A 24,775-nucleotide genomic window follows, 5' to 3' on the forward strand; every position below is an offset into this window, starting at 1 on the left:
TGCTCCCGAGCGTGGGGTTGTGGGGTGCGGTGGGAGCCCCCGCCCGCCGTTTGGGCGCCCGCGGGGGGGGCGCGCACCGCCGCGCCGTTGACATGAAGGGCGATCACCCAGTCGGGTGGTCGCCCTTCCGCGTTCCCGCAGGGGCTGCCTTGCTCTTCGTGCGACGGCGGGTATCGTGATCATCGCCGTGCCGCCGCCCGCCGAGTGACCTTCCGCATGGGGTGGGGGGCCTTGACGAACCGCATGGAGCGCGCAATTCTCAGGACGCGTCGTCACAATCGATCCGGATCCGAGGCATGGATCGGTGACGCAGAGGGCAGTAATGGTGTGCGCCTACGGCGCGAGGCTTGCAGCGGTTGAGACAAGGGTGTTGAGAACAACGAGGGTGTCGGAAAACCGGCTCTGGACATCAGTGTGCCAAGTGGCTACACTGACCCTTTGCGCTGCCTGTTAGCTGCTCCCTGCCCGTCACCAGGGGCACCCCCTCGCATGAGCATCGGTGATTGAACAGCTCCGAACTGGGCTTTCTCTCTCGATGTCCGGCTTGGGACACCGGTACGCGCGTAGTGAGTCCGAGCCCTCGGAAGGACCCCCTCTTGGCCGCCTCGCGCAACGCCTCGACCACGAATACGAACAACGGCGCAAGCACTGCCCCGCTGCGCATCTCCTTTGCAAAGATCAAGGAGCCGCTTGAGGTTCCGAACCTCCTGGCGCTCCAGACCGAGAGCTTTGACTGGCTGCTCGGCAACCCCGCCTGGAAGGCTCGTGTCGAGGCGGCTGTCGAGAGTGGACAGGACGTCCCCAGGAAGTCCGGTCTGGAGGAGATCTTCGAGGAGATCTCCCCGATCGAGGACTTCTCCGGGTCGATGTCGCTGACCTTCCGCGACCACCGCTTCGAGCCCTCGAAGAATTCGATCGACGAGTGCAAGGACCGCGACTTCACGTTCGCCGCCCCGCTCTTCGTGACCGCCGAGTTCACCAACAACGAGACCGGCGAGATCAAGTCCCAGACGGTCTTCATGGGCGACTTCCCGCTCATGACGAACAAGGGCACCTTCGTCATCAACGGCACCGAGCGTGTCGTGGTGTCGCAGCTCGTCCGCTCGCCGGGCGTGTACTTCGACTCCTCCATCGACAAGACGTCCGACAAGGACATCTTCTCCGCCAAGATCATCCCGTCCCGGGGTGCCTGGCTGGAGATGGAGATCGACAAGCGCGACATGGTCGGTGTCCGTATCGACCGCAAGCGCAAGCAGTCCGTGACCGTCCTCCTCAAGGCTCTCGGCTGGACGACCGAGCAGATCCTGGAGGAGTTCGGCGAGTACGAGTCCATGCGCGCCACCCTGGAGAAGGACCACACCCAGGGCCAGGACGACGCGCTGCTCGACATCTACCGCAAGCTGCGTCCGGGCGAGCCCCCGACGCGCGAGGCGGCCCAGACGCTGCTGGAGAACCTCTACTTCAACCCGAAGCGCTACGACCTCGCCAAGGTCGGCCGCTACAAGGTCAACAAGAAGCTCGGTGCGAACGAGCCGCTGGACGCCGGCGTGCTCACCACCGACGATGTCATCGCCACCATCAAGTACCTGGTCAAGCTGCACGCGGGCGAGACCGAGACGATGGGTGAGTCCGGCCGCTCGATCATGGTCGAGACCGACGACATCGACCACTTCGGCAACCGCCGCATCCGTAACGTCGGCGAGCTGATCCAGAACCAGGTCCGTACGGGTCTCGCCCGTATGGAGCGTGTCGTGCGTGAGCGCATGACCACCCAGGACGTCGAGGCGATCACGCCGCAGACCCTGATCAACATCCGGCCGGTCGTCGCCTCCATCAAGGAGTTCTTCGGCACCAGCCAGCTGTCCCAGTTCATGGACCAGAACAACCCGCTGTCGGGGCTGACGCACAAGCGTCGTCTCAACGCCCTCGGCCCGGGTGGTCTCTCCCGTGAGCGGGCCGGCTTCGAGGTCCGTGACGTGCACCCCTCGCACTACGGCCGCATGTGCCCGATCGAGACGCCGGAAGGCCCGAACATCGGTCTGATCGGCTCGCTGGCCTCGTACGGCCGGATCAACGCGTTCGGCTTCATCGAGACCCCGTACCGCAAGGTCGTCGGCGGTGTCGTCACCGACGAGGTCGACTACCTGACGGCCGACGAGGAAGACCGCTTCGTCATCGCCCAGGCCAACGCGACGCTCTCCGAGGAGATGCGGTTCACCGAGCCGCGCGTCCTCGTCCGGCGCCGTGGCGGCGAGATCGACTACATCCCCGGCGACGACGTCGACTACATGGACGTCTCGCCGCGCCAGATGGTGTCGGTCGCGACCGCGATGATCCCCTTCCTGGAGCACGACGACGCCAACCGTGCCCTCATGGGCGCGAACATGATGCGTCAGGCCGTGCCCCTGATCACGTCCGAGGCGCCGCTCGTCGGCACCGGCATGGAGTACCGCTGCGCGGTCGACGCCGGTGATGTCGTCAAGGCGGAGAAGGCGGGTGTGGTCCAGGAAGTCTCCGCGGACTACATCACCGTCACCAACGACGACGGCACGTACACGACGTACCGCATCGCCAAGTTCTCCCGCTCCAACCAGGGCACCTCGGTCAACCAGAAGGTTGTCGTCAACGAGGGCGACCGGGTCGTCGAGAGCCAGGTCCTCGCCGACGGGCCCGCCACCCAGCAGGGTGAGATGGCGCTCGGCAAGAACCTCCTCGTGGCCTTCATGCCGTGGGAGGGCCACAACTACGAAGACGCGATCATCCTCAGCCAGCGGCTGGTCCAGGACGACGTCCTCTCCTCGATCCACATCGAGGAGCACGAGGTCGACGCCCGGGACACCAAGCTCGGCCCCGAGGAGATCACCCGGGACATCCCGAACGTCTCCGAGGAGGTCCTCGCGGACCTCGACGAGCGCGGCATCATCCGTATCGGTGCCGAGGTCGTCGCCGGGGACATCCTGGTCGGCAAGGTCACGCCCAAGGGTGAGACCGAGCTGACCCCGGAGGAGCGCCTGCTCCGCGCGATCTTCGGCGAGAAGGCCCGTGAGGTCCGCGACACCTCGCTGAAGGTGCCGCACGGCGAGGTCGGCAAGGTCATCGGCGTCCGCGTCTTCGACCGCGAGGAGGGCGACGAGCTGCCGCCCGGCGTCAACCAGCTCGTCCGCGTCTACGTCGCCCAGAAGCGCAAGATCACGGACGGCGACAAGCTCGCCGGCCGTCACGGCAACAAGGGCGTCATCTCGAAGATCCTGCCGATCGAGGACATGCCGTTCCTGGAGGACGGCACTCCGGTCGACATCATCCTCAACCCGCTGGGTGTCCCGTCCCGAATGAACCCGGGACAGGTCCTGGAGATCCACCTCGGCTGGCTCGCCAGCCAGGGATGGAAGGTCGAGGGCAACGAGGAGTGGATGGAGCGGCTGAAGGTCATCGGCGCCGACGAGGTCGCGCCCGGCACCAATGTCGCCACCCCGGTCTTCGACGGCGCCCGCGAGGACGAGATCTCGGGCCTCTTCGAGTCGACGATCCCGAACCGCGACGGCGAGCGGATGGTCAAGGGCTCCGGTAAGGCCCGGATGTTCGACGGCCGCTCCGGTGAGCCGTTCCCCGACCCGATCTCGATCGGGTACATGTACATCCTCAAGCTCCACCACCTGGTCGACGACAAGCTGCACGCCCGCTCGACCGGCCCGTACTCGATGATCACCCAGCAGCCGCTGGGTGGTAAGGCTCAGTTCGGTGGTCAGCGCTTCGGTGAGATGGAGGTGTGGGCGCTGGAGGCTTACGGCGCCGCGTACGCCCTCCAGGAGCTGCTGACGATCAAGTCCGACGACGTGACCGGCCGCGTGAAGGTCTACGAGGCCATCGTCAAGGGCGAGAACATCCCCGAGCCCGGCATTCCCGAGTCCTTCAAGGTGCTCATCAAGGAAATGCAGTCGCTCTGCCTCAACGTGGAGGTGCTGTCCTCGGACGGCATGTCCATCGAGATGCGTGACACGGACGAGGACGTCTTCCGCGCGGCGGAGGAGCTCGGTATCGACCTGTCCCGGCGCGAGCCGAGCAGCGTCGAAGAGGTCTGACGGGTTCGCCGGCCGGATCCCGTATCCGGCCGGCTCTCCCCGGACCCGTTCAGACCATTGCTGAAGTGCCCCATCTACTCGCTCACGCGAGGGGCTCGAACCCCCGAAAGAGGGATTGACGACAAGTGCTCGACGTCAACTTCTTCGACGAGCTGCGGATCGGCCTTGCCACCGCGGACGACATCCGGACCTGGTCGCACGGCGAAGTGAAGAAGCCGGAGACCATCAACTACCGCACGCTCAAGCCCGAAAAGGACGGACTCTTCTGCGAGAAGATCTTCGGTCCGACCCGGGACTGGGAGTGCTACTGCGGCAAGTACAAGCGTGTCCGCTTCAAGGGCATCATCTGTGAGCGCTGTGGCGTGGAAGTCACGCGCGCCAAGGTGCGCCGTGAGCGGATGGGCCACATTGAGCTGGCCGCGCCTGTCACCCACATCTGGTACTTCAAGGGCGTGCCCTCGCGCCTCGGATACCTGCTCGACCTCGCGCCGAAGGACCTCGAGAAGGTCATCTACTTCGCCGCGTACATGATCACGTTCGTGGACGAGGAGCGCCGTACGCGCGATCTGCCGTCGCTGGAGGCGCATGTCTCCGTCGAGCGCCAGCAGACCGAGAACCGCCGCGACTCCGACCTCGAAGCCCGCGCCAAGAAGCTCGAGACCGACCTGGCCGAGCTGGAGGCCGAGGGCGCCAAGGCCGACGTGCGCCGCAAGGTGCGCGAAGGCGCCGAGCGTGAGATGAAGCAGCTCCGGGACCGCGCGCAGCGCGAGATCGACCGTCTCGACGAGGTGTGGAACCGCTTCAAGAACCTCAAGGTCCAGGACCTGGAGGGCGACGAGCTGCTCTACCGCGAGCTGCGCGACCGCTTCGGTACCTACTTCGACGGCTCGATGGGCGCCGCCGCGCTGCAGAAGCGCCTGGAGTCCTTCGACCTGAACGAGGAGGCCGAGCGCCTCCGCGAGATCATCCGTACCGGCAAGGGGCAGAAGAAGACCCGCGCGCTCAAGCGCCTCAAGGTCGTCTCCGCGTTCCTCCAGACCAGCAACAGCCCCAAGGGCATGGTGCTGGACTGCGTGCCGGTGATCCCGCCGGACCTGCGTCCGATGGTGCAGCTCGACGGTGGCCGCTTCGCGACCTCCGACCTGAACGACCTGTACCGCCGTGTGATCAACCGGAACAACCGCCTCAAGCGGCTTCTCGACCTCGGTGCCCCCGAGATCATCGTGAACAACGAGAAGCGGATGCTCCAGGAGGCCGTCGACGCGCTGTTCGACAACGGCCGCCGCGGCCGTCCGGTCACCGGTCCGGGCAACCGCCCGCTGAAGTCCCTGAGCGACATGCTCAAGGGCAAGCAGGGCCGTTTCCGTCAGAACCTGCTCGGCAAGCGCGTCGACTACTCGGCCCGTTCCGTGATCGTCGTCGGCCCGCAGCTCAAGCTGCACCAGTGCGGTCTGCCGAAGGCCATGGCGCTGGAGCTCTTCAAGCCGTTCGTGATGAAGCGCCTGGTGGACCTGAACCACGCGCAGAACATCAAGTCGGCGAAGCGCATGGTCGAGCGCGGCCGTACGGTCGTGTACGACGTGCTCGAAGAGGTCATCGCCGAGCACCCGGTGCTGCTGAACCGTGCGCCCACCCTGCACCGTCTGGGCATCCAGGCGTTCGAGCCGCAGCTCGTCGAGGGCAAGGCCATCCAGATCCACCCGCTCGTCTGCACCGCGTTCAACGCGGACTTCGACGGTGACCAGATGGCCGTCCACCTGCCGCTCTCCGCGGAGGCGCAGGCCGAGGCCCGCATCCTGATGCTGTCCTCGAACAACATCCTCAAGCCGGCCGACGGCCGTCCGGTCACCATGCCCACCCAGGACATGGTGCTCGGCCTCTTCTTCCTCACCACCGACGAGGAAGAGCGCACCGTCAAGGGCGAGGGCCGTTCCTTCGGCTCCACCGCCGAGGCCACCATGGCGTTCGACAACCGGGAGCTGTCGCTCCAGGCCAAGGTCGACATCCGCTTCCCGGTGGGCACCATCCCGCCGCGCGGCTGGACCCCGCCGGTCTCCGAGGAGGCCGACACCGACGGCACCGCGGTGGCGTGGCAGCAGGGCGACCCGTTCCGGCTGCGGACCACCCTGGGCCGCGCGCTCTTCAACGAGCTGCTGCCCGAGGACTACCCGTTCGTCGACTACACGGTCGGCAAGAAGCAGCTCTCCGAGATCGTCAACGACCTCGCCGAGCGCTACCCCAAGGTCATCGTGGCGGCGACGCTCGACAACCTGAAGGCGGCCGGCTTCTTCTGGGCGACCCGCTCCGGCGTCACCGTCGCCATCTCCGACATCGTCGTCCCCGACGCGAAGAAGGCGATCGTCAAGGGGTACGAGGCGCAGGACGAGAAGGTCCAGAAGCAGTACGAGCGCGGTCTGATCACCAAGGAAGAGCGCACGCAGGAACTCATCGCGATCTGGACGAAGGCGACCAACGAGGTCGCCGAGGCGATGAACGCGAACTTCCCGAAGACCAACCCGGTCTCGATGATGGTCAACTCGGGTGCGCGCGGAAACATGATGCAGATGCGTCAGATCGCCGGTATGCGTGGTCTGGTGTCCAACGCCAAGAACGAGACGATCCCGCGTCCCATCAAGGCGTCCTTCCGTGAAGGTCTGTCCGTGCTGGAGTACTTCATCTCCACCCACGGTGCCCGTAAGGGTCTGGCCGACACCGCCCTGCGTACCGCCGACTCGGGTTACCTGACCCGTCGTCTGGTGGACGTCTCGCAGGACGTCATCATCCGCGAGGAGGACTGCGGCACCGACCGCGGTCTGAAGCTGCGGATCGCCGAGCGCGGCGCCGACGGTGTGCTGCGCAAGGCGGAGGACGTCGAGACGTCCGTGTACGCGCGGATGCTCGCCGAGGACGTCGTCGTCGACGGCAAGGTCATCGCGCCGGCCAACGTCGACCTGGGCGATGTCCTGATCGACGCCGTCGTGGCCGCCGGGGTCGAGGAGGTCAAGACCCGCTCGGTCCTGACCTGCGAGTCCGCGGTCGGCACCTGTGCCTTCTGCTACGGCCGCTCGCTGGCCACCGGCAAGCTGGTCGACATCGGTGAGGCGGTCGGCATCATCGCCGCCCAGTCCATCGGTGAGCCCGGTACCCAGCTCACGATGCGTACCTTCCACACCGGTGGTGTGGCCGGTGACGACATCACCCAGGGTCTGCCCCGAGTCGTCGAGCTCTTCGAGGCCCGTACGCCCAAGGGTGTCGCCCCGATCTCGGAGGCGGCAGGCCGCGTCCGTATCGAGGAGACCGAGAAGACCAAGAAGCTCGTCGTCACCCCGGACGACGGCAGCGACGAGACGCCGTTCCCGATCTCGAAGCGTGCCCGTCTGCTCGTGGGCGAGGGCGACCACGTCCAGGTGGGCCAGAAGCTCACCGTCGGCGCCACCAACCCGCACGACGTGCTGCGGATCCTCGGTCAGCGCGCGGTCCAGGTCCACCTGGTCGGCGAGGTCCAGAAGGTCTACAACTCGCAGGGTGTGTCGATCCACGACAAGCACATCGAGATCATCATCCGGCAGATGCTGCGCCGTGTGACGATCATCGAGTCGGGTGACGCGGAGCTGCTGCCCGGCGAGCTGGTGGAGCGGTCGAGGTTCGAGACCGAGAACCGCCGTGTGGTCACGGAAGGCGGCCACCCGGCCTCCGGCCGTCCGCAGCTCATGGGTATCACCAAGGCGTCGCTGGCCACCGAGTCGTGGCTGTCGGCGGCGTCCTTCCAGGAGACGACCAGGGTCCTGACCGACGCGGCGATCAACGCCAAGTCGGACTCCCTGATCGGCCTCAAGGAGAACGTCATCATCGGTAAGCTCATCCCGGCCGGTACGGGTCTCTCCCGTTACCGCAACATCCGGGTCGAGCCGACCGAGGAGGCCAAGGCCGCGATGTACTCGGCCGTCGGCTACGACGACATCGACTACTCGCCGTTCGGCACGGGCTCCGGCCAGGCCGTTCCGCTGGAGGACTACGACTACGGTCCGTACAACCAGTAAGGCGTGAGCGAACGGAGGGCGGTCATCCCGTACGGGGTGGCCGCCCTCCGGCGTGTGCGGAATCCGGCGTGTGCGGAAGGTCCGGGCGAACCCCGCCTCCGCGGCAGATCGCGGCCGGGCGTTCGCCGTGTCCTGATCGCCGTGTCGATGAGATCAACGGCGCGAGCAGCCCGAGCAGCACGTCGATGAGGGTGCCCCTCATGGACTTGTTCAGCCAAGTTCATGCCCTTGGACGCCTGGTCGGCCCGGACGTGAACTTCCCGGCCTGACTCCCGCCCTTCTGCCCAATGATTCATCGATCGTCCTGACTCTCCGCGCGAATTCGTTACGGGCGGTCCGCTATTTGTGTCCACTTCCGGAAGCTGTGGAGTGGCACAGACTTTGCGCAGCGTTGACGGTCGAGCGACCCGCTGCTAAAGTTGCGGACCAGCGGTGGATTGTGTATTTCCTGGGGGCCGGTGAAATTCATTTCCGGTGTGGCGATAATCCTGCTTCTTTCCGTTTCTTTCGTGGCCTTTTTCGTGCTGCGCGCACTGCTACTCATGTTCCTTGAGAGGCTGCGCCTGAAGGTGCACGGAGAGAATGCCGAAGGTATCTGTACCGGATATTCAAGTGGGCGCTACGGAAACGGCGTGGCAATTGACTTCAAAGATCGTGACGGGCGATCTCGGCACATGATTTCCCACTCCTGGCGCGGGGTGTTGCCCGAGGTTGGGAGCGGGGTGACGGTCGTTCATCTTCCCCGGGATCCCGAGATCTCCGATGTCTTGCCGATTCGTTCCTTGATGCCGAATGCCATTTATCTGGCGGTGGCTCTCCCTGTTCTGGCTGCGGTTGGTGCCTCGGGAATTCTCCTGGCGGTCTTCGTGGTGCGCAGCGTGTGGTTTTAGGGAGACGCTACCAGGTCCCTGGCCAGGAGGAATGTGATGCTGTATTCAGTTATTTTCAGTGGTTTAGGGTTCTTCCTTTTTGGAATTGCTCTGCTCATTTCCGACCTGCGCGGGTTCAAGCGCCGCGAGCGAGCCTTCGTCACATGCAAAGGGTCTCGTTCCGGTGAATTCGGCGAAATGGTCTATGAAATGGAGCCGGTCGTTCGGAACGGGAAGGTCGCCGAAGGGGCAGTGAGAGGGAGATCCCTGGGGATCCGGGTCGGGCACCGGGTCGAGGTCGTGTACGACCCGAAGCATCCGCAGCGTATGCATCTCGTGGACAAGGCTCCTCGCCTTCCGACTCTCCCGGTCACTGCTTTCTTCGCGATCGTCGGAGTCCTTTTGTCGCTGTACGGGGTCACACGTTTCGGCTGAAGAGGCCGGCCAGGTCAGAGCCAACGATATTCAATGGGGGACCGCGTGAAGCCGCCGAACCCCGCGAATCCGCCGGCCGCGACGAGCCCGTCGACCCCTGTGAAGCCGCCGTACTCGTCGGACTCCGAGAACGCGCCGAATCCGTCGGAACCTGCGGCACCCTCGGTGCCGCCGGAGCCTGCGGAGTGTGCCGGGTCGGCCGACGCGGCGTCCGTGCTTCAGGGCGTGCCGGCCCGGCTCCATGAGTAACTGGAGCGTCATCCACCGGAGGATCTCCTGGTCGTGTCGCGCGGATGAGCTGGAGGCGCGGGAGATCAAGGCGTACGCGGGCGACTGGCGCGATGCCATGGACACGTACGAGTCCGGCGGGAGCGGGCCGGCGCGCGTCCGGCTGCGCCGCGGCTGAGGCTGGTCCACCGGGAGAACACGGGCCCGTCGGCCGCGGCGCCCCCGCCCTGCGGCGTACTCCCCGCCGGTGCCCGGCCGGACCCGGGGCCGGAACCGGAGCCGGGGGCGGGGACAGCCCCGGCGCCGATCCCGCCGTCCCGCCCCGACGGCCTCCGACCGGCCACCGCCGGTCTCGTACCGAAGAACCCCAGCTCGCGCGTGCCCACCATTCCCCGGCTCGGCCCTCCCCGTAGCCTGGGCGAGCGGGTGCGGCACGCTCCGGCCGGTGAGCCGCCCCGTTCTCGGGGCCGCCCCGGGGAGCGTGACCCCGGGGAGTCGTCCCCGAGCCGTCCGGATGGCTGAATCGCGCCTGGTCGTGAGGGCCGTCCCGTGCGTGCCCCGTGCGTGGGCATTTGTTTTGACCGGAGTCGATGAGGTAGGTACGCTCAGACCTTGTGCCTGGGGTGTGCCTGGGCTCCTGTGCGTGTCCTCAGCCGCACGAGGAGTTCGAGTACGGGCCACCGCAATCTGCGCCTTCCTCGCTCTCGGCGAGGGCTTTGCAGTATTCGACACACCCGACCGCGTGGGTCGGTGGTGTTCCAGGTTAGTTCCACTAACGGCACACAGAAACCGGAGAAGTAGTGCCTACGATCCAGCAGCTGGTCCGGAAGGGCCGGCAGGACAAGGTCGAGAAGAACAAGACGCCCGCTCTTGAGGGATCCCCTCAGCGCCGTGGCGTCTGCACGCGTGTCTTCACGACCACCCCGAAGAAGCCGAACTCGGCGCTCCGTAAGGTCGCGCGTGTGCGTCTGACCTCCGGCATCGAGGTCACGGCCTACATTCCGGGTGAGGGACACAACCTGCAGGAGCACTCGATCGTGCTCGTGCGTGGTGGCCGTGTGAAGGACCTGCCGGGTGTTCGGTACAAGATCATCCGCGGTTCCCTCGACACCCAGGGTGTCAAGAACCGCAAGCAGGCCCGCAGCCGCTACGGCGCCAAGAAGGAGAAGTAAGAATGCCTCGTAAGGGCCCCGCCCCGAAGCGCCCGGTCATCATCGACCCGGTCTACGGTTCTCCTCTTGTCACGTCGCTGATCAACAAGCTTCTGCTCAACGGCAAGCGTTCCACTGCCGAGCGGATTGTGTACGGCGCCATGGAAGGCCTCCGCGAGAAGACCGGCAACGACCCGGTCATCACGCTGAAGCGCGCGCTTGAGAACGTCAAGCCCACGCTCGAGGTCAAGTCCCGCCGTGTCGGTGGCGCCACCTACCAGGTGCCGATCGAGGTCAAGCCCGGTCGCGCCGCCACCCTCGCCCTGCGCTGGGTCGTGGGTTACTCCCGCGCCCGTCGCGAGAAGACGATGACCGAACGCCTCATGAACGAGCTGCTCGACGCCTCCAACGGTCTCGGCGCCTCGGTCAAGAAGCGTGAGGACACGCACAAGATGGCCGAGTCCAACAAGGCCTTCGCGCACTACCGCTGGTAGTCGCACCCACATCGAGACCGAGAGAAGATTGAGCCTCATGGCCACCACTTCGCTTGACCTGGCCAAGGTCCGCAACATCGGGATCATGGCCCACATCGACGCGGGCAAGACGACGACCACCGAGCGCATCCTGTTCTACACCGGTGTGAGCTACAAGATCGGTGAGGTCCACGACGGCGCTGCCACGATGGACTGGATGGAGCAGGAGCAGGAGCGCGGCATCACCATCACGTCCGCCGCGACGACCTGTCACTGGCCGCTCGACGACGTCGACCACACCATCAACATCATCGACACCCCGGGTCACGTGGACTTCACGGTCGAGGTGGAGCGTTCGCTCCGCGTCCTCGACGGTGCCGTCACCGTGTTCGACGGTGTCGCCGGTGTGGAACCGCAGTCCGAGACCGTTTGGCGCCAGGCCGACCGCTACGGCGTGCCGCGCATCTGCTTCGTCAACAAGCTCGACCGGACCGGCGCGGAGTTCCACCGCTGCGTCGAGATGATCGAGGACCGCCTCGGCGCGGTCCCGATCGTCATGCAGCTTCCGATCGGTGCCGAGATGGACTTCAAGGGCGTCGTCGACCTCGTGACGATGAAGGCCTTTGTCTGGTCCGCCGAGGCCGCCAAGGGCGAGATGTACGACGTCGTCGACATCCCCGCGACGCACACCGAGGCGGCCGAGGAGTGGCGCGGCAAGCTGCTCGAGGTCGTCTCGGAGAACGACGACGAGCTGATGGAGCTGTACCTGGAGGGCGTCGAGCCCACCGTGGAGCAGCTCTACGCGGCGATCCGTCGTATCACCATCGCCTCCGGCAAGTCCGACGGCACCACCATCACCCCGGTCTTCTGCGGCACCGCGTTCAAGAACAAGGGCGTCCAGCCCCTGCTCGACGCGGTCGTGCGCTACCTCCCGACCCCCCTGGACGTCGAGGCCATCGAGGGCCACGACGTGAAGGACCCGGAGAAGGTCGTCGCGCGCAAGCCCTCCGTGGACGAGCCGCTGTCGGCGCTGGCGTTCAAGATCATGAGCGACCCGCACCTCGGCAAGCTCACCTTCGTCCGCGTGTACTCCGGCAAGCTGGAGTCCGGCACCGCGGTGCTGAACTCGGTGAAGGGCCGCAAGGAGCGCATCGGCAAGATCTACCGCATGCACGCGAACAAGCGTGAGGAGATCGAGTCGGTGGGCGCCGGCGACATCGTCGCCGTCATGGGCCTGAAGCAGACCACCACCGGTGAGACGCTGTGCGACGACAAGAACCCGGTGATCCTGGAGTCCATGGACTTCCCGGCGCCGGTGATCGAGGTCGCGATCGAGCCCAAGTCCAAGGGCGACCAGGAAAAGCTGGGTGTGGCCATCCAGCGGCTCGCGGAGGAGGACCCCTCCTTCCAGGTGCACAGCAACGAGGAGACCGGCCAGACCGTCATCGGCGGTATGGGCGAGCTTCACCTCGAGGTGCTGGTCGACCGCATGCGGCGCGAGTTCCGCGTCGAGGCGAATGTCGGCAAGCCGCAGGTCGCCTACCGTGAGACGATCCGCAAGACCGTCGAGCGCGTGGACTACACGCACAAGAAGCAGACCGGTGGCACCGGGCAGTTCGCCAAGGTGCAGATCATGATCGAGCCCATCACGGACGGCGACGTCCCGTACGAGTTCGTGAACAAGGTCACCGGTGGGCGTATCCCGAAGGAGTACATCCCTTCGGTGGACGCCGGTGCTCAGGAGGCCATGCAGTTCGGCATCCTGGCCGGTTACGAGATGACCGGCGTGCGCCTCACGCTCCTCGACGGTGGCTACCACGAGGTCGACTCCTCCGAGCTGGCCTTCAAGATCGCCGGTTCGCAGGCGTTCAAGGAAGCCGCCCGCAAGGCGTCTCCCGTGCTCCTTGAGCCGATGATGTCCGTCGAGGTCACCACGCCCGAGGACTACATGGGTGACGTGATCGGCGACATCAACTCCCGCCGTGGGCAGATCCAGTCCATGGAGGACCGGGCGAACGCCAAGGTCATCAAGGGTCTGGTGCCGCTTTCGGAGATGTTCGGCTACGTCGGAGACCTCCGCAGCAAGACCTCGGGTCGCGCAAGCTACTCGATGCAGTTCGACTCCTACGCCGAGGTTCCCCGGAACGTCGCCGAGGAGATCATCGCGAAGGCCAAGGGCGAGTAACTCGACCGAGTTGACGCTTTAGGCTTGTCACCGGCAAGCCCTGGGGCCTCCCCGCCGTACCGCTGAGTACGGAGGGGGAGCCCCGGGCCCCGGCATCCCAGCAAAGATCACCTGGCGCCGATGAGTAAGGCGTACAGAACCACTCCAGGAGGACCCCAGTGGCGAAGGCGAAGTTCGAGCGGACTAAGCCGCACGTCAACATCGGCACCATCGGTCACATCGACCACGGTAAGACGACCCTCACGGCCGCCATTACCAAGGTGCTGCACGACGCGTACCCGACCCTGAACGAGGCCTCGGCCTTCGACCAGATCGACAAGGCTCCTGAGGAGCGCCAGCGCGGTATCACGATCTCGATCGCGCACGTCGAGTACCAGACGGAGTCGCGTCACTACGCGCACGTCGACTGCCCTGGTCACGCGGACTACATCAAGAACATGATCACGGGTGCGGCGCAGATGGACGGCGCCATCCTCGTGGTCGCCGCCACCGACGGCCCGATGCCGCAGACCAAGGAGCACGTGCTCCTGGCCCGCCAGGTCGGCGTGCCGTACATCGTTGTCGCGCTGAACAAGGCCGACATGGTGGACGACGAGGAGATCCTCGAGCTCGTCGAGCTCGAGGTCCGTGAGCTGCTCTCCGAGTACGAGTTCCCGGGCGACGACCTGCCGGTCGTCAAGGTCTCGGCGCTCAAGGCCCTTGAGGGCGACGCCGAGTGGGGCAAGACCGTCCTCGACCTGATGAAGGCCGTCGACGAGTCGATCCCGCAGCCCGAGCGTGACGTCGACAAGCCGTTCCTGATGCCGATCGAGGACGTCTTCACGATCACCGGTCGTGGCACCGTCGTCACCGGTCGTATCGAGCGTGGTGTCCTCAAGGTCAACGAGACCGTCGACATCGTCGGTATCAAGACCGAGAAGACCACCACCACGGTCACCGGCATCGAGATGTTCCGCAAGCTGCTCGACGAGGGCCAGGCCGGTGAGAACGTCGGTCTGCTCCTCCGTGGCATCAAGCGCGAGGACGTCGAGCGCGGCCAGGTCATCATCAAGCCGGGTTCGGTCACGCCGCACACCAGCTTCGAGGCCCAGGCCTACATCCTGTCGAAGGACGAGGGTGGCCGTCACACCCCCTTCTTCAACAACTACCGCCCGCAGTTCTACTTCCGTACCACGGACGTGACCGGCGTCGTGACCCTCCCCGAGGGCACCGAGATGGTCATGCCGGGCGACAACACCGTCATGACGGTCGAGCTGATCCAGCCCGTCGCCATGGAGGAGGGCCTCAAGTTCGCCATCCGTGAGGGTGGCCGGACCGTCGGCGCCGGCCAGGTCACCAAGATCAACAAGTAATTGTCGATCTGATCGGATCTCACGGTCCGGTCGGCCTGGTAGCTCCTCGGAGCAACTCAGGGAAGGGCCCGTACGACTTCGGTCGTACGGGCCCTTTCCGTTGCCTCGGGATTCGCGTACCCCCTAGGGGGCTCTCCTAGGGGCAAGTCCTGTTGGGGGCAGCCGAGTTGGTGTTTCGGGGCGTTGTCAGTGGGCCCGGGTACGGTTCTGGGAAATGCCGCCGCCCGCGTGTCGCACGGGCCGGCACCGCACGACGTCAGGAATGCGCATGGACCCGGTTTTCGCCGATTTCTCCGCCCGCCCGGCCAGGCTGTCGAACGCCGTCGTCGGTCACCACCGGTGCGGGATCGCCTCCTCGCATCTCGCGCTGGGCGGCGGCGGGTACATCAAGCTGGACTTCACGGTGGACGAGCGGGAGGACATCGCCGAGGCCGTCGTCACGGTCACCACTCTCGGCGGCGACGCGCCGATGGACGTCCGGCTCAACGGCAAGGCGCTCGTCGGTGGCGTGCTCAACGGCGAGGTGTCCGGCGACCGGTCGGCCGCTCCGGCGGGCCCCGGCCACGGCGCGCCCCAGGAGACCGTGCTCACCGCGCCGGGTGATCTGCTGGTGCCCGGCGACAACATCCTGGAGATACACAGCCCGCAGGGCGCGAAGGCGCTGCTCCGGCTGCGCGCCGTCACCGTGGACCCGGCGCACGACAGCGGCCGGGCAGAGCGGGCGCTGGCGGCCAGGACGGCCGGCCGCTCGGTCCTCGCGTTCAGCACCGAGCGCCGCGCCCGTGGCGCCGTCGCGTGGCAGCCGGCTGCCCGGCTCCTGTTCCACATCGACGGCGGCGAGCGGGCCGTCCCCGCGCATCTCGCCTGGCGTGGCGCCGACGGCTCGGAGGCGGCGATCGGGCTCCGCACCGACCTGTCGGGGTTCCAGGGGCACTGGCGGGCCGCCGACGGGGTGCAGGCCGAGTACCGCGGCACGCTCATGGAGCGCTCCGCCTACCCCGAGGGCACGTCCGGCACCCCGCTCCACCTCTTCTCGACCGAGGAGGCACAGGGCGAGAGCTGGTCCCCGTCCGGTGAGCTGAGGCTGCTGCTCGACGCGGGCGGGGCTCCTCCGGAGCGCGTGTCCTGGACGGACCGGCGCGGCAACACCGCCTCCATCACGCTGAGTTCCGCGGCCCCCGCCCCGGAGGCGGTCACCACGGGAGAGCTGCGCGACGTCACCGGTACGGTCACGGACGTACGGGCGAGCGAGGAGTTCGAAGCGGGGGGCGAGGTCGCGGAGAACCTGCTCCGCGGCTCCCGCAGCAAATGGCTGGCGCACGAGGAGATCGCCGATCTCGAATTCGTTCTCGACACGCCCGCCGCGGTCTCGGCCTACCGGCTGACCTCGGCGAACGACGCCTCGGATCGGGACCCGCAGGACTGGGAGCTGGCCGGTTCGTACGACGGACACACCTGGTCGGACCTGGACTCCCGCCGCGGCGAGCGTTTCCGGGGGCGCCACAGGACGAACGAGTACCACTTCACCAACACCACGCCGTACACCCGCTACCGCCTCTCCATCAGCCGTAACGCGGGCGGCGACGAGACGCAGCTCTCCCGGGTCGAATTCCTCGCGGGCGAGACCACCACGCACCCGACCCCCGACGCCGCGGACTTCACGGGCTACCGCACGCCCGCCGGGGGCGAGCCCACCGGATACCGGGGTACGACCGTTCCCGGCCCGTGGTCCGACGCGGAGCCGCAGGACGGTCACGTGGAGGAGCTGCTGGCCGGTGACCTGGGCGAGACGGCCCGCACCCTGGACGACGCGGCCCGACTCATCGGCAAACTGGCGGCGTACATGAAGAACTCCGGATGAAACAGGGAGGGAAATTATTTGCCGGACGTGAGGTGAATTCCAGTTTAATCGCACCTGAAGAAATATCGCCTCGACTTCCATTCGTCCGCCCGGAAGCCGCAGGTCATCGCCGTCCGTGGTGGCCCGGCCGCCCCGGCGGCGACGTAATCCGCCCGGAGTGAGAAGGCAACCCGGCGCATAACTCCGCCGTCCCACATGGTTGTTGGGACCACATATTTCTTATGGAGGTTATGCAATGCCCTCTCGTATGCTCAGCGGCCGGATCTCACGCGCCGCCTCGGCGGCGGCACTGGCTCTCGGCGCGGGGCTGGCCGCTCCGCTGCTGCTGGCCGGTACGGCCGGTGCTGCCGCGCCGTCGGCCACCGCCGCGCTCGACGGCCATGCCATCGCTTACACCGCCGCCGCCGAGCAGACCAACAAGGTAGCCGTCACCGCCTCCAGGAGCGGTGATGACATCACGTATGTCATCGACGACGTCGTCGCGATCAGCGCGGGCAGCGGCTGTTCGTACCCCAGCGCCACCGACCGTACGAAGGTCTCCTGCACGGTGGCCAGGTTGGAGAGCCAGGACCCGTACGCCACCCTGGAGATGTCCCTCGGTGACGGCGACGATGTCGTCACGTACGACAACAAGACCGACCAGACGTACTACTTCGCCTCGATCGACCTGGGCGCCGGCAAGGACACCCTCACGGAATCGGGCGATGTCCTGGGCAACGGGGTCCGGGGCGGCACGGGCGACGACACCCTCACCGTGGGGGCGTACACGGTGGTGCTCGGTGACGACGGCGACGACACGATCCACGCCGGCGAAGGCACCGTCGCACAGGGCGGCAACGGCAACGACACCATCAACTCGAAGGGCGACGTCGACGGCGGGGCCGGCGACGACGAGATCCACGGCGGTGCGGAAGGCCAGAGCCTGACCGGCGGCGACGGCGACGACATCATCCACGGCGGCGCCGGCAACGACTTCCTCTACGGAGGCAAGGGCGACGACGTCCTGTACGGAGACGAGGGCGACGACACGATCTACGGGAACAGCGGCAACGACAAGCTGTACGGCGGTCCCGGCAAGGACACCCTCTCCGGTGGCCCCGGCACGAACGTCGTCGTCCAGGACTGACGCCGCCGGGCACCACCGGCCGTGAGGCCGTGAGGCCCCGTCATGGGCCGCTTCCGCGCCGACGGGCCCGACAGGAATGCCGGGCCCGTCGGCGCGGATCGGCGCGCGGGCGGGGTCAGTACTCCGGCTTGATCCACTCGCTGCCGCCCAGCGGATAGACGTACTCCGGTCGGCCGACGCTGCCGCTCGTGCGGAACGGGGTGCCGTCGTTGTTGATCTGCACCGTGCCGCGGCGGTCGCCGCTGGACCACTCCAGGCTGAGGTCCCAGCGGACGTCGTGCGCCTCGACGCCCGCGGCGATGTAGAAGACCTCGGGGTCCGTCTCGCTGACCTTGTACGGGAAGTCGCGCTGGCCGCTCTTGGGGACGACCGTGGGGCTGCCCTTGTCGAGGTCGATGCTGAACGACTTGGTCTCGACGCCACCGCCGCAGCCGTTCCCCATCTCGTAGTCGTTCCAGGCGAGCGGGGCGCGCTTGGAGACGACGCGTACGTGCAGTGACTCCAGGACGACCGTGTCCTGTCCGGTGCCCTGAACGGTCAGGGCGACCCACTGTTCCCCCGAGGAGACCGCGCCGTAGGCGGCGGCCCAGCGCGGCGCGGTCTGCTCGTCCGCGGGCGGGCCGACCTGCTCGGGTTCCTTGTCCACGAGGAAATGCTGGCGGCACGGGCTCTCGTAGTAGTACGGACGGACGGCGACGTTCAGCGGTACGGCGGTGCTGTCCTCGCCGGCCCCGGACCCACCCGGCTTGCCGTCGCCCTGTTCGCCGGGGCCCTTCGAGGTGCTGGGCGTGGTCCTGGCGGACTCGCTGGGGGAGGGGGACGGTTCGTGGCTCGTACGGCTCGGGGAGGGGGAGGCGGAGTCTTTCGCCGAGGGATCCGCGGTGGCCGCCACGCCCTTACTCACCTCGCCACCGGGTGTCTCCTTGTCGCCCGCGCGTCTCTCGCCCCCGCCGGAGGTCAGGGCGAAGGCGAACGCTGCGGCTCCCACCACCGCGGCCACGACGAGGGAGGCGATCAGCGCGTTACGGCGCCGCCGCGGCGACGCGGGCTCGCGCGGTCCGTCGACGAGGACCGGCTCAGCGTCCGTGCCCTGCCCGTGCGTTGGCGCCGCGCCGCCCGAATCGGCGCCGACCGGGCCAGCACCGGCGGGCTCACCGCGCACGGGTCCGACGCCGGCGGGGCCGACCCCGGCCGGCTCACCGTGCCGGCTCTGGCCCTGGCCGTGGCCGTGGCTCTGGCCGTGGCCGTGGCCCTGGCCCTGGGGCGACGTCCCGTCGGCCGAGTCCGCCGAGTCCGCCGCCGAACCGGCGGCCACCGTCCCCGGCGTACCCCTTTCACGGCCCGCCCCGGCCGAACCGGCCGCCGGGGCCGATCCTGCCGCCGGGGCCGGCTCCTTCTCCGGACCCCTCGCCGGATCCGCCTCCGGACCCCTCTCCGGGGCGGGATCCGCGGCGATGCCACCCCCGTTCCTCGCCCCGGCCGGCGCGGTCCGGTCCGGCCTGCCCTTTCGTGCCGCGTCCGCCAGGATCCAGTGCCGGTGCAGCTCCACCAACTCCTGCGGCGTCGCCCGGCACACCCGTGCGAGGCGCTCGACCGGCGCGTAGTCGTTGGGCACCGCGGTGCCGTTGCAGTAGCGGTGCAGCGTCGACGTACTCATGTGCAGCCGCTTGGCCAGCGTCCCGTAGCTCAGCCCGGAGCGGTCCTTCAGCTCCCGCAGCCGCGCCGCGAACTCGTCCGCCGCCCCTGCCCCTGTTGTTTCCGGCACCCGTCCCACCCATCTCCCCGGTTCTGTCATCTCCCCCGCGTCCCATTCCCGCGTTCCAGGGTCACTTCGTTTCCCCTGGTCAGAGTCCGTTCCCGCGTTCCAGCGTCCCGAACTCCGTGCCATGCCTGGCGGCTGGGACGGATGACGGCGCAAGCTGCAGTCATCCAAGCAGCACACCCACCCGTACATCCAAGGGGCGCTACCGCATGTCCAGTATCCGGAACTCCCGCACCCGTTTTCTCACCGCCGCCGCGGGCGTCGCGCTCGCTGCGCTCTCCGTGACCGCGTTCAGCGCGGGGACGGGCGTGGCCGACGACGGCGCCCCGAAGGCCGCGTCCGCGAAGAACTCGGCCGCTGCCGCCTCGGTCACCTGTGAGGGCTCCGTCACCAAGACCGTTGCGACTCCGCTGAGCCGGCCGCTGAACCACCTGCTCCTCACGGTCACGAACACCGGGAAGAACACCTGCTTCCTGTACGGCTACCCGGCCGTCCAGTTCGATTACACCCAGTCCGTACCGCCGGTCATCAAGGAGTCGAAGCCGCAGGCCGTCGTCACTCTGAAGCCCGGTGAGTCCGGCTACGCCTCGGTGAACCTCTCCGCCGCCGATGGCAGCGGCAAGGACGGTTATACGTCGAAGGCCCTGGACGTCTACTTCCAGGGACGCAGCGGCATCGGGAGCGTCGGCAAGGGGGCCGCGCCCGCGCTGCCGGCCAAGGGTGTGTACGTCGACGACTCCCTCAAGGTCACCTACTGGCAGCAGTCGATGGACGACGCCATCATCTGGTGATGTGCCGTTGACGATGCCAGGCCACTACAGGGCCGGGGCCGGAGCTCGTACGCCCGGCCCCGGCCCCGTCCTTGTGCGCCTTGCGCTCCCCGCGGTCAGACCCAGTCCCAGCTCACGTTGATCCGGCCCGCGTTGAGGTCACCGATACGGGAGAACGCGGCGGGGCTGAGGTCCACGTCGTTCGTGGCGCAGCCGATGCACTTGTCCACGACCTTCACGGTGACCGAGCCGAGCGGTCCGTTGACGCGGATCTGCCGTCCGCACTGGGGCGAGTTGTTGGGGTTGGGATAGTTGCCGTACAGCGCGGTCGAGATCGCCACGACCAGCTCGCCGTCGTTGTTGGACCAACCGCAGGCGCCGAGGCCGGTGTTGTACCAGGTCGCCTGGCCGGTGGCCTGCGCCCCGCTCGGCGCGGCGGCGGCCGGCGCGGTGGTCGCACCGACGACGCCCAGCGCGAGCAGCGAGGAAGCCCCGGCCAGCAGGGCCGCGGTGCGGCCTGCGCGGGTGTGGGGGCGGACGCGGGTGTTGTTCCGGGTCGTGGCTGTGGTGGGGGACATGCGATCAACCCTTCGAACCGTAGGCAACGTGACTCTTGGTCTAGACCAAGAGTCCTGGGCGGGTGACCGCTTTCCCAGACCTTTTCCGGCTCACCCGCCGCACCTTCCGGCCACTCCCGCCCCGTCCGGCCCTCGGTGCCTGCTCGCTCAGCCGATCGTCTGGCGGGTCTTCCACCAGGAGGAGGGCGCGATGACGTCGGTGCCGGTGCCGCTCAGCGCCGTCCTGCTGCCCGGGTGGAGCCGTACGGAGCCGTTGGCGTGGACCGCCCAGATGTCGGGGATGCCGTCGCCCGTGACGTCCGGGGTCCCCATGAGGTGGGGGACCGCGGTGCCGGACCAGCCGGACGCCGCGTACTCGGTGTCCTTGCCGGCTCCCGAATTCGCGCCCGTGGCGAGGGAGTTGAGGTCGACCCCGCCGGACGCGGACTTGACGCCGGTACGGAGCAGCAGTCGGCCGGTCGAGTCGGAGCGGTAGACCAGGTCGGTGATGCCGTCGCCGGTGACGTCGAGGGCGATGACGGTGTCCCGGTCGGCCCAGGAGGCGCCGGAGAGGCGGGTGGCCTTCTCGATGGTCGCCCCGTTGTAGCCGGTGAGGACCCACAGCGCGTCCCCGACGGTGACGAAGAAGTCGGCTTTGCCGTCTCCCGTGGCATCGCCCGCGGAGACGAGCTGGGTGAAGGTGGCGGGGTCGGGGGCGTCCGACGGGAGCAGGATCTCGCGGCGCTTGTCGATGTTCACGGCGCCGTAGCCGTCGCCGGGGTAGACCCAGAGCTTTCCGCCGACCCGGGCGACGACGTCCTGGAGGCCGTCGCCGCCGTAGATGTCGCCGTTGTGGGTGATGAGGGCCTTGTCGAAGTGCCCGGTGGGCGCGGCGACGAAAGCCGGCAGGTCATCGCCGTTGGGGTCCTTGGCGGGGTTGGCGCGGTACGCGCTCGGCATGGAGTAGCCCAGCTTCCCCGTGGCCCTGGTGAGGTCGGTGTTGGTCTGGGAGATGTACAGGCTGAGGTTCCCCTTCTCCGTGACGGTCAGGAGATCGGGCAGCCCGTCGCCGGTCATGTCGCCGGGGGCGTCGGCCTTGTCGCGAGGGCTGACGTAGAAGAAGTACTTGGCCGGCGTCGAGACGTTGCCCGCGCCGTCGACGGTCCGTACGTACAGCACGTTCGGCCCCGCGGCCGGCGGCCTGGCGTTCGCGAGCGTCGCGCTGGTGGTGGTCGCGGTACCCGCGGTGCGGGCCAGGCTGAACGGGTAACTCGCCGAGTTGAAGCCGTACTCGTACCGTACGACGTCCTTGTCGAGGGCGCGCACCGTGAAGGAACCGGGCGTACCGAACTTCTTCGTGGACCAGACGGAGTCCTCCGGCTGGCTGCCGAAGCCGTTCTCGTTCTCGTCCGCGTTCGGGAAGTCGGCGGAGGAGACCTTGGGCGGCTTGGGCGCGGCGGTGTCCAGGACGAACCGGCAGGGGGTGTTCTTCGGGGAGAAGCCGGAGGAGGAACCCGTGGCGTCGAAGGCTTTCACCCGCCAGGAGTAGACGGTGTTGTCGGTCAGTTTGCCGGTGTCGAAGCCGGATGTGGTGACGCGGGCGCTGCCGGTGTCCTTGCCGACGGAGACTTTGCCCGTCGACTTGAGGAGGTCGCCGGTGGTCTCCCACTTTCCTGTCGGCCAGAGGTCGAAGTCCAGGTGGGTGAGGTTCTTGTCCTTGTCCGTGGCCGACGCGACGAAGGAGATCTCGCCCGCGCCCATTCGCGCGTAGGGCTCCGTGGTGGTGCATTTGGACTCGGGGTTGAGGTCGAGACCGGTGGGTGCGCCGGGGCGGCGGTTGTAGTCGAGGACGAGTGAGGGGCCGTTCTCGCCGTTGGCGGCGAACTTCTTCCATGCGTACTGGGACTTCTCGCTCACCGCGCGCATGCCGAAGGTGATGGAGTCCCAGCCCTTGTCCGCGGCGCTCTGCGCGGACTTCCTGACGTCGAAGGTCTCGTAGGCGTCGCGGCAGTGGGACTTCCAGCCGTGCGCGAAGCTCTTGGTGGCGATCTTGTTGCCGTTGTGGAGCTTGGGGGCGTTCTTCCAGTTGGTCTTGGAGTTGACCTCGCCGGTGAGATGGACGCTCACGGCGCGTTCGCTGCACGACCAGGCGTACGTCTCCAGGACCCGCAGCCTGGCCTTGGTGATGACCGCGCCCTTCAGGGACTTGTCGAAGTCGATGTTGAAGAAGGAGCGGGAGGTGCCCCAGGTGTCGGACTCGAAGCCGACGCGGGCCTCGTGCGTACCGCCCTTGTTGAAGCCCTTGCCGTTGTAGAAGGTGGCGTTCGGGTAGCGGTTGTAGACGGTCGTCCAGTTCTGGGTGTGCTTGGTGACCGACGGGTCGATGAAGACCGGGAAGACCGTGGACGGGTCGGACAGCAGCTCGGCGTCAGGGGTGATGTGCCAGTTGGCGCCGGAGAGGTCCGCGTCGACCAGGGCTCCGTGGGAGTCCGGGGACGGCCCGTCGAGCCCGGGGAGGGAGAGGGTGGCGTCGGGGCCGGAGTGGGTGGGACCGGCCGTCGGCTCCGCCGGGGCGGGCGGGAGCGGCGACTCCGGGGTGTCCGGTACGGGTTCGTCGCTCGCGGAGGGCAGGACTTCCTCGTACGGGTCGGACTGCTCGTCGGTCTCGCTGTCCGGCTCGGCGCCGGTGTCCGTACCGTCGCCGGGCGGACTCTCCTCGTCGGAGGGTGACTCCTGCGGCTCGGGTGTCGGGTCGGCGGGGAGTTCCTCGGGCGCGGTGGGCTGGGCGGTGGCGCCGACCCCGCCGTCGGTGACGGCCGTGGCGCCCGCGCTGTCCCACATCACGGGCGTGGGCGACATGGCCACTTCGTCCCCGTAGGCGTTCTCGGCGACGACGATGCCGGAGAGGGGGTCGAGGCGGAAGGTGAGGGTGGGGGAGGTGAGGCCGTAGGCGATCCGGGTGACGCGGGGGTCGGCCGCGGCGGTGCGGTTCTTCACCACGAGGAGCTGGGCGAACCCGTTGTCGTCCGCCGTGAGCACCAGATCCGCGCCGGGGATGATCTCGGGGTAGAGCGCCCGGTTGGCGTCGATGACCGGCTCGGGGACGGGGCCCGGCCAGGAGAGCTGGATGTCGTGCCCCTGCGAGCGGAGGGTGACCAGCGGGCTCCCGGGCTCGTCGGCGGTGAGGGCGTTCACGGCGGTGGTGTCCGCGGCGGTGTTCGTGGCGGGGCCCTGGAGGAACGGGACGCGGCGTGTGGGGGACGTACGGTCCGAGCGGCTCGTACGGTCCGAGCGTGACGCGCGCTCCCCACGGTTCTCGTCAGCCTTGGACCCCGCGGAGAAGACGACACCGCTGTTGCTCGCCCTCGGCTCCCACCCCCGCTCCGTCCTGCGCAGCGACAGGTCGATCGGTTTCCACTCGCCGCCGACCTTGGCCCGGATCGGCGACACGTGGATCTCGCGGGACATCAGACCGTCACCGCGCGCCCAGGTGGTGGAGTCGGCCGTACGCAGCGAGGTGACCTCCACCGGCTTTCCGGTTCTCGACGCCCGGGTGATCGCGTCGCTCTCGCTCACCTCCGAACCGCCGGATCGCGTCGATGACCTGGTCTCGGCGTCCGGCTCCGTACCGGCGAACCGCAGCCCGGCGTAGGTCAGTCCGCTCGCGGCGATGCCGGCGGCGCAGACCATGGCGATGGCGCGCCGGCCGGGCAGGCGGTACCGGCGTTCCGACATGAGCGAGATCCCCCCTCGGTTCCGGCGTACGGCGGAACGCCGGCCGGAGCTACGAAGCCACCCACACGGGTCCGGATCGTCCGGGCACACGGAGTGAGCGAGCGAGCAGATCATGACGCATTGGTGAGCGATCGTCACCCCAACGTGACGAT

The 24,775-nt window shown here is 67.8% G+C and carries 15 protein-coding genes; 12 read left to right on the forward strand and 3 right to left on the reverse strand.

The window, feature by feature from the left end:
- Nucleotides 1-596: 596 nt before the first annotated feature.
- From rpoB to ACFXKG_RS10995, 11 genes are all read left to right on the forward strand, one after another.
- Nucleotides 597-4,079 carry a DNA-directed RNA polymerase subunit beta gene (gene rpoB / locus ACFXKG_RS10945; RefSeq protein ID WP_384835591.1) on the forward strand — a complete coding sequence of 1,161 codons (3,483 nt, stop codon included), beginning with the start codon at nt 597-599 and terminating at the stop codon, nt 4,077-4,079.
- A 125-nt stretch (nt 4,080-4,204) separates the two neighbouring features.
- A complete protein-coding gene (locus ACFXKG_RS10950; RefSeq protein ID WP_384835594.1) occupies nt 4,205-8,119 on the forward strand; it encodes a DNA-directed RNA polymerase subunit beta' in 3,915 nt (1,304 codons plus the stop codon).
- A gap of 458 nt (nt 8,120-8,577) precedes the next feature.
- The gene (locus ACFXKG_RS10955) at nt 8,578-9,009 is read left to right on the forward strand and encodes a hypothetical protein (protein ID WP_384835596.1); all 432 of its coding nucleotides are present in this window, start codon (nt 8,578-8,580) and stop codon (nt 9,007-9,009) included.
- A gap of 36 nt (nt 9,010-9,045) precedes the next feature.
- A complete protein-coding gene (locus ACFXKG_RS10960) occupies nt 9,046-9,423 on the forward strand; it encodes a DUF3592 domain-containing protein (protein ID WP_384835599.1) in 378 nt (125 codons plus the stop codon).
- Nucleotides 9,424-9,664: 241 nt separating this feature from the next.
- The gene (locus ACFXKG_RS10965) at nt 9,665-9,829 is read left to right on the forward strand and encodes a hypothetical protein (protein WP_384835602.1); all 165 of its coding nucleotides are present in this window, start codon (nt 9,665-9,667) and stop codon (nt 9,827-9,829) included.
- Nucleotides 9,830-10,451: 622 nt separating this feature from the next.
- On the forward strand, nt 10,452-10,823 hold the full coding sequence (rpsL, locus tag ACFXKG_RS10970) for a 30S ribosomal protein S12 (protein WP_003948652.1): 372 nt from the start codon (nt 10,452-10,454) through the stop codon (nt 10,821-10,823).
- Between the two features lie 2 nt (nt 10,824-10,825).
- Complete coding sequence (gene rpsG, locus ACFXKG_RS10975; RefSeq protein ID WP_030351427.1) at nt 10,826-11,296, forward strand: 30S ribosomal protein S7; 471 nt, start codon at nt 10,826-10,828, stop codon at nt 11,294-11,296.
- A 37-nt stretch (nt 11,297-11,333) separates the two neighbouring features.
- Nucleotides 11,334-13,460, forward strand: a complete 2,127-nt coding sequence (gene fusA, locus ACFXKG_RS10980) for an elongation factor G (protein WP_384835605.1) — start codon at nt 11,334-11,336, stop codon at nt 13,458-13,460.
- Nucleotides 13,461-13,618: 158 nt separating this feature from the next.
- Nucleotides 13,619-14,812, forward strand: coding sequence for an elongation factor Tu (gene tuf, locus ACFXKG_RS10985; RefSeq protein ID WP_384835611.1), 1,194 nt, complete (start codon nt 13,619-13,621; stop codon nt 14,810-14,812).
- A gap of 268 nt (nt 14,813-15,080) precedes the next feature.
- Nucleotides 15,081-16,673: an alpha-1,2-mannosidase gene (locus ACFXKG_RS10990; RefSeq protein WP_384835614.1), complete on the forward strand. Its 1,593-nt coding sequence runs from the start codon at nt 15,081-15,083 to the stop codon at nt 16,671-16,673.
- Nucleotides 16,674-16,908: 235 nt separating this feature from the next.
- Entirely contained in the window at nt 16,909-17,799 is an 891-nt protein-coding gene (locus ACFXKG_RS10995) for a calcium-binding protein (protein ID WP_384835617.1), read from the forward strand.
- Between the two features lie 115 nt (nt 17,800-17,914).
- On the opposite strand, the gene ACFXKG_RS11000 is transcribed toward ACFXKG_RS10995, so the two are convergent.
- Entirely contained in the window at nt 17,915-19,564 is a 1,650-nt protein-coding gene (locus ACFXKG_RS11000) for a helix-turn-helix domain-containing protein (RefSeq protein WP_384835620.1), read from the reverse strand.
- Between the two features lie 206 nt (nt 19,565-19,770).
- Between ACFXKG_RS11000 and ACFXKG_RS11005 the strand changes: the two genes are divergently transcribed.
- A complete protein-coding gene (locus ACFXKG_RS11005) occupies nt 19,771-20,352 on the forward strand; it encodes a DUF4232 domain-containing protein (RefSeq protein ID WP_384835623.1) in 582 nt (193 codons plus the stop codon).
- A 95-nt stretch (nt 20,353-20,447) separates the two neighbouring features.
- On the opposite strand, the gene ACFXKG_RS11010 is transcribed toward ACFXKG_RS11005, so the two are convergent.
- Nucleotides 20,448-20,909 carry an RlpA-like double-psi beta-barrel domain-containing protein gene (locus ACFXKG_RS11010; protein WP_384835626.1) on the reverse strand — a complete coding sequence of 154 codons (462 nt, stop codon included), beginning with the start codon at nt 20,907-20,909 and terminating at the stop codon, nt 20,448-20,450.
- Between the two features lie 147 nt (nt 20,910-21,056).
- On the reverse strand, nt 21,057-24,623 hold the full coding sequence (locus ACFXKG_RS11015; RefSeq protein WP_384835628.1) for a DNRLRE domain-containing protein: 3,567 nt from the start codon (nt 24,621-24,623) through the stop codon (nt 21,057-21,059).
- Nucleotides 24,624-24,775: the final 152 nt, after the last annotated feature.

The sequence above is a fragment of the Streptomyces sp. NPDC059255 genome (genome assembly GCF_042752355.1).
Lineage (GTDB): Bacteria > Actinomycetota > Actinomycetes > Streptomycetales > Streptomycetaceae > Streptomyces.

Bases quoted from the DNA above. Each gene is read 5' to 3' on its own strand.
- ACFXKG_RS11010 (WP_384835626.1), bottom strand. From the start codon at position 20,909: ATGTCCCCCACCACAGCCACGACCCGGAACAACACCCGCGTCCGCCCC.
- fusA (WP_384835605.1), top strand. From the start codon at position 11,334: ATGGCCACCACTTCGCTTGACCTGGCCAAGGTCCGCAACATCGGGATC.
- rpsG (WP_030351427.1), top strand. From the start codon at position 10,826: ATGCCTCGTAAGGGCCCCGCCCCGAAGCGCCCGGTCATCATCGACCCG.
- ACFXKG_RS10995 (WP_384835617.1), top strand. From the start codon at position 16,909: ATGCCCTCTCGTATGCTCAGCGGCCGGATCTCACGCGCCGCCTCGGCG.
- ACFXKG_RS11015 (WP_384835628.1), bottom strand. From the start codon at position 24,623: ATGTCGGAACGCCGGTACCGCCTGCCCGGCCGGCGCGCCATCGCCATG.
- ACFXKG_RS10965 (WP_384835602.1), top strand. From the start codon at position 9,665: ATGAGTAACTGGAGCGTCATCCACCGGAGGATCTCCTGGTCGTGTCGC.
- ACFXKG_RS11005 (WP_384835623.1), top strand. From the start codon at position 19,771: ATGTCCAGTATCCGGAACTCCCGCACCCGTTTTCTCACCGCCGCCGCG.
- ACFXKG_RS10990 (WP_384835614.1), top strand. From the start codon at position 15,081: ATGGACCCGGTTTTCGCCGATTTCTCCGCCCGCCCGGCCAGGCTGTCG.
- ACFXKG_RS10960 (WP_384835599.1), top strand. From the start codon at position 9,046: ATGCTGTATTCAGTTATTTTCAGTGGTTTAGGGTTCTTCCTTTTTGGA.